Raw genomic sequence first — 4,950 nt, forward strand, 5'->3', positions numbered from 1 at the left:
GGAGGACCGCATCCGGGCCGCACGTTCGGCCGGCCTGCGGAACCTCCCCCTGCACGACACCGCGCAGAACAGGGTCTGGCTGGAGATCGTCCAGATCGCTCTCGACCTGCTGGCCTGGATGCCCATGCTCGCCCTGACCGGCCAAGCCCGTCTCTGGGAACCGCGCCGCCTGCGGCTCCGCCTGTTCTCCGCGGCCGGTCAGCTCGTCACCACCGGCCGGCGCCGCATCCTCCGCCTCGCCCACCACTGGCCCTGGACCCGCAAGATCACAGAAGCCCTCGAACGGCTTGCACTCCTGCCGAACCCCGGCTGACCGGCGGACTCGCCTGTCCCTACAAGAGAACGTGCCAGCCCGGAGCAGTGGAACCCGGCGTCCACCCGAGACGACACCCGGGCCCTCAACGCGCCCGGCCACAGCCACCGACAACGAAATGGACCCCCGACTCCGTCGGCGGCCCATCACGAAAGATCGAGGTTAACGATTCGGCCAACAAGGTGCCCTTCGCGCAGCATAATGAGGAACCATCGGGCATTAGAGACAGAGGGGGAGTCAGTCGATATGGCGATACACGTTGCATCAGAGGACCGAAATAGCAGAGGGGACCTTTTCAATGAGCGAATGAAGGATGTTGCCCAAGCGCTCGGTTATGAGGTCATCAGAACTAATATCCACAAGCCTGGCCGAGAGATTGACATAATTGCAAAACACTCTATCGAAGAACGCCGTGCCGTGATTGAATGCAAGGCAAAAAAGGAAAAAATAGGCGGGGGTGAAATCAACAAATTTATCGGCGCGGTTGATGCTGAGCGAGTCAACGGTGAAACTCTGTCAGCGTTTTTCGTTTCAATATCTGGTTTTACAGACTCCGCCATCGAGCAAGAGGCGGCCACAGGGAGAAGGCGCGTCTCACTCATGGGGCCGCGCGAAATTGAAGATCAGTTGATGCGGGGACGTATCGCTGTCTCCAAGGAGACTGCCTTTTTTAGGGCTGGATCTGTATCACATTTTCCTCCCGAAGGCGTAATTGACACGGAAGTCGATCTCGTAGCGGACGAATCAGGATGGCTATGGCTGATCTATTTTCTGCAGTCGGGCGAAAGGAAGGCTTTCACACTGGTTCATGCCGACGGTGACTTTCCATCTCCAGGAGTAGGCCAACGAGTAGCGCAATATATCAAGAAGACAGTCTCAGTAGAACTTGAGTACATCGAGGGTATTTCCAATAGTGCGCATGACTTCACACGCGAAAGAGAGGAGTATCTTCAGTACGTCCTATCAGAATACGGGGATTTCACTCTGGAAGGATTCCCCGTAGATCAACACCTAGGATCGAAAAGTATCGGCCTCGAAGAGCTCTATGTGCCGCAATTTTTGGAGTCAATCGATGATGATGACACTGAGCAGGTTACGTCCACTCATTCACGGAGAGAGCGCCAGCCACTTAGTCAAATTCTTGCAGGGAATAATGCAATAACGATTCTTGGCCCTCCAGGCGCCGGGAAATCAACTTTGATAAAGCGGCTGGCGACTGGCTACGCCGCGCCAGAGAGGATGACGCGCATTGCGGATGGTCTTCCGATCTTGAGTCGATTGCCTTTGGTGTTGAGGTGTCGAGAAATTCAGGGTGCAAACTCGCCTTTGCTTGAAGTGTTGCACAGCATCCCTGAACGGGCGGAAATACCTGCCATTCGGACCAATTTTGCTGCTTTGGTGGATCAATCCGTTAGGGATGGTGGGGCCCTTATCCTTATCGATGGGCTGGACGAGTTTCCTACCACGGCCGATAGAGCCAAGTTCCTCCGCCAGCTCCGAACGTTCATGATGCGGTACCCGTTGTGTGCCGTGATTATCACTTGTCGTGAGGCTGGGTTCAGAGAAGTAGCCGGTTTCGTAAGTGATCGATTCGCTAAATATCGGATTGCAGAACTTCGTAACGAAGATATTCGAGCTCTTACCGCTTCCTGGCATAGGCAAGTCTACGGCGATACTCAGGCAACGGCACAGCGGGCAAATGAGCTCGCAGTGAAAATTATAGATACAGATCGGGTCCGACGTCTGGCCGTGAATCCGCTGCTACTGACAACTCTACTTCTTGTCCAGCGCTGGGTAGGAGACCTTCCGCGAAAGCGTTCGGTGCTCTATGAGAAGGCCATCGAACTGTTGCTGATGACCTGGAATGTCGAGGGGCACGAACCTCTAGACCTTGATGAAGTCAAGCCACACCTTGCTTATCTCGCCCACTCCATGACTACTTCAGGTAAGCAGCAAATTAGTCACGATGAGATGCTCTCGTTGTTCCGTAGAGCGCGCGGTGAATTGGAAGAAGTACTCGGCTACTGCACAACAAGCCCTCAAGAGCTGCTCAGGCGTATCGAATTTCGCAGCAGCCTGCTGAATTTGATTGGATATACAGTCCATGAGGGCACCCTGCAGCCAATGTATGAGTTCAAACACCTGACATTTCAAGAGTATTTGACTGCTGTTGCGATTTCTCAGGCCTGGCACGAGGGGGCGTCCCTTGACGGGGATTCAGTCCAGGAAATAATAGAGCATGTCGGCGATCCTCGCTGGCGAGAGGTGATTGCACTCTACGGGGTTCTCGCCGGCCGCAGAGGTAGGCGCGTTATTGAGTTCCTGTGTGAGCTTGCCGAGACGTACGACGAGGAGCAGGCTGAACTCGATGATCCCGACGAATTCGATGAGGGTGAATCAACAGATAGTCCCGATGAATATCTTCGCCACTTGCTCTACCAATGCCTCGTTGATGAAGTGCAAGCGCCGTCCTCGTTGGTGGATAGGGCTATGCACCTTGTCGTGTCTTACGTTGATGATTCGGACTACGATGCGCTACTAACTGGGAGATACGGGAAGCAGCTTATCGAAATCGCTCAAAAAGATGTGCATGATGCCATGCGTGGTGACTCGCCGTTTGTCACGGTTCTTACCAGGCTCTTTTTTGTGCGGCTCCCCCGAAATGCGCAGGTGGAGCAAATTGTTCGAGTTCTTCGAGACTGGATCGACGGAGATTCCGAACCCGATCGTGTTAGCGCCTTGGGTGCGTTGATGCACCTCGCGTACTGGGCCCGGCAGGGAGAGGAAGAACTTGAACTGCTCGGTCTGGAGGCTGGCGAGGCCCTTGAAATCTGCAAAGCTTGCTTCGAGGATGCGGTAAATTGCGTTGACGATGAAAATAGCGTGGTTCGATTCGCCGCTTGTTGGTCTATGGCATGGATTGGCGAATCATTCCTTCCGGGCGAAGAGCGGTTGCTTGAGCTGTTGCCAAAATTTACGGAACTCTACTTCGCGGATGCGGATGATTCCGTACGCAGGATGGCTGCTTGGGTACTTGCTGACGTTACTTCCAAGTGTAATCCAGCCCCTCTTCAGCTCAGTCCTGAGCGGCTAGTCATAGTGAATGAGTGGCTTGATAAGCCCGTTTCCGGCAAAAGCTGGATCGCTCACGAAATTCGAGCAGCAATATGGTTTGCAACCCGCATGAAAGACCCGGTGGTGGATCAGAAGATCGCATGCATCAGGGAATCGGTTGAGGCCGATTCACAAATTAGTCATTGGCTTGATCGGCTTTTGACGTGATGTGCCGAGATGTCCAGGTCGGTGGAGTCTTAATGACCGAGTCAAGCCCGCTGTGCGGGTCGGACGGGACAGGTCTTCGCCAGAGTGGGCCCGCGAAGGCCCGGCTACGCTCCCTGCATGACTGCCGTCGAACCGACTGACTCGAAGAGCGAACAGGAGAAGGGGCGCGTACCCCTCTGGCTCGATCCTGACGACCTTCGGTGGCTGTCCCGCCATTGCTGCTGTCCTCCGGACGCGTCCGAGGCAGAACACGATCGCTGCGGGCGCATCCGCTTCCAGGCGAGTGCGGCACTTCACAAGCACGGCCTTGAGCACTGATGACGGGTGGGCAGCCGGTCTGGTCGTCTTGACCGAGTCAGGCTGCTTTGGCTGCACCAGCTGGTGGTGGCGCGGTGGTGAAGGGGCGGTTGTCGCGAAGGAGAGCCCACAGGACGTCGACGCGTCGGCGGGCGAGGGCGATGACGGCGGGTATGTGTTTGTGGCCTTCGGCTCGCTTCTTGAGGTAGTAGGTGCGGTTAGGGCCGTTGCGGATGATGCTGGTCTGCGCGGAGAGGTAGAACACGCGGCGTAAGCGGCGGCTGTAGCGCTGGGGCCGGTGGAGGTTGCCGGTGCGGCGTCCGGAGTCTTTGGCGACGGGAACGAGGCCGGCGGCGGAGGCGAGGTGACCAGCGTCTGGGTAGGCGGCCAGGTCGCCTGCGGCGACGAGGAATTCGGCGCCCAGGATGGGGCCGATGCCGGGCAGCGACTCGCTGATGGCGGCCTGTGGGTGGGTGTGGAAGGCGTCGCTGATCTGCCGGTCGAGCTGCTTGAGGCGTTCGTCCAGGGCCAGTATCTGTGCGGCGAGGTCTGCGGCGGTGTCCTGGCCGGGCAGTTGGATGTGCTGGGCATGCGCGGCTGTCAGGGCTGTGGCGGCGACTGTTTCAGGGTGTCGCACGCCTCGGGCGGTGAGCCAGCGGGTTAGGCGGGTCTGTCCGCGGCGGCGTAGTGCGGCGGGGGTCTGGTAGCCGATGAGCAGGACGAGGGCGCCCTTGTGGCCGGCGTAGTCGAAGGCTGCTTCCAGGGCGGGGCTGATGCCGGTGAGTATGTCGTGGAGGCGGTTGAGTAAGCGGACCCGGTCGGCGATCAGGTCGGAGCGGTGGGTGGTGAGCAGGGCCAGGTCGGCGGCCAGCTTGGTGGGGATCTCGACGTGGGCGAAGTCCTTTCGCAGGCGGGCGGTGTCGGCGATGACGTAGGCGTCGCGGGCGTCGGTGCCATGGGCGGTACCGGCTAAAGGCCGTTGCTGTACGGCACGGAAAAGACCCCTCGGGAATGATCCTGAGGGGTCTTTGACCTGCTGTGCACTCGGCAGGATTCGA

At 57.9% G+C, this 4,950-nt stretch carries 3 protein-coding genes; 2 read left to right on the top strand and 1 reads right to left on the bottom strand.

What is annotated here, in order from left to right; all coding sequences use genetic code 11:
- Together AOK24_RS18190 and AOK24_RS45990 are read left to right on the top strand one after the other, a co-directional pair.
- The coding region (locus tag AOK24_RS18190; protein WP_206191222.1) for a transposase at nt 1-313 on the top strand (313 nt) is incomplete at its 5' end.
- Between the two features lie 246 nt (nt 314-559).
- Nucleotides 560-3,595 (top strand): restriction endonuclease, encoded by a 3,036-nt coding sequence (locus AOK24_RS45990; RefSeq protein WP_276206841.1) that lies wholly within the window; start codon nt 560-562, stop codon nt 3,593-3,595.
- Between the two features lie 355 nt (nt 3,596-3,950).
- Here the strand turns inward: AOK24_RS45990 and AOK24_RS18195 are convergent.
- On the bottom strand, nt 3,951-4,950 hold a 1,000-nt coding region (locus AOK24_RS18195), incomplete at its 5' end, for an IS110 family RNA-guided transposase (RefSeq protein ID WP_240553990.1).

The sequence above is a fragment of the Streptomyces niveiscabiei genome, from assembly GCF_001419795.1.
In the GTDB taxonomy this organism is placed as follows: domain Bacteria; phylum Actinomycetota; class Actinomycetes; order Streptomycetales; family Streptomycetaceae; genus Streptomyces; species Streptomyces niveiscabiei.

Excerpts from the sequence above, each read along its gene's own strand:
- AOK24_RS45990 (WP_276206841.1), top strand. The coding sequence starts at position 560 with ATGGCGATACACGTTGCATCAGAGGACCGAAATAGCAGAGGGGACCTT.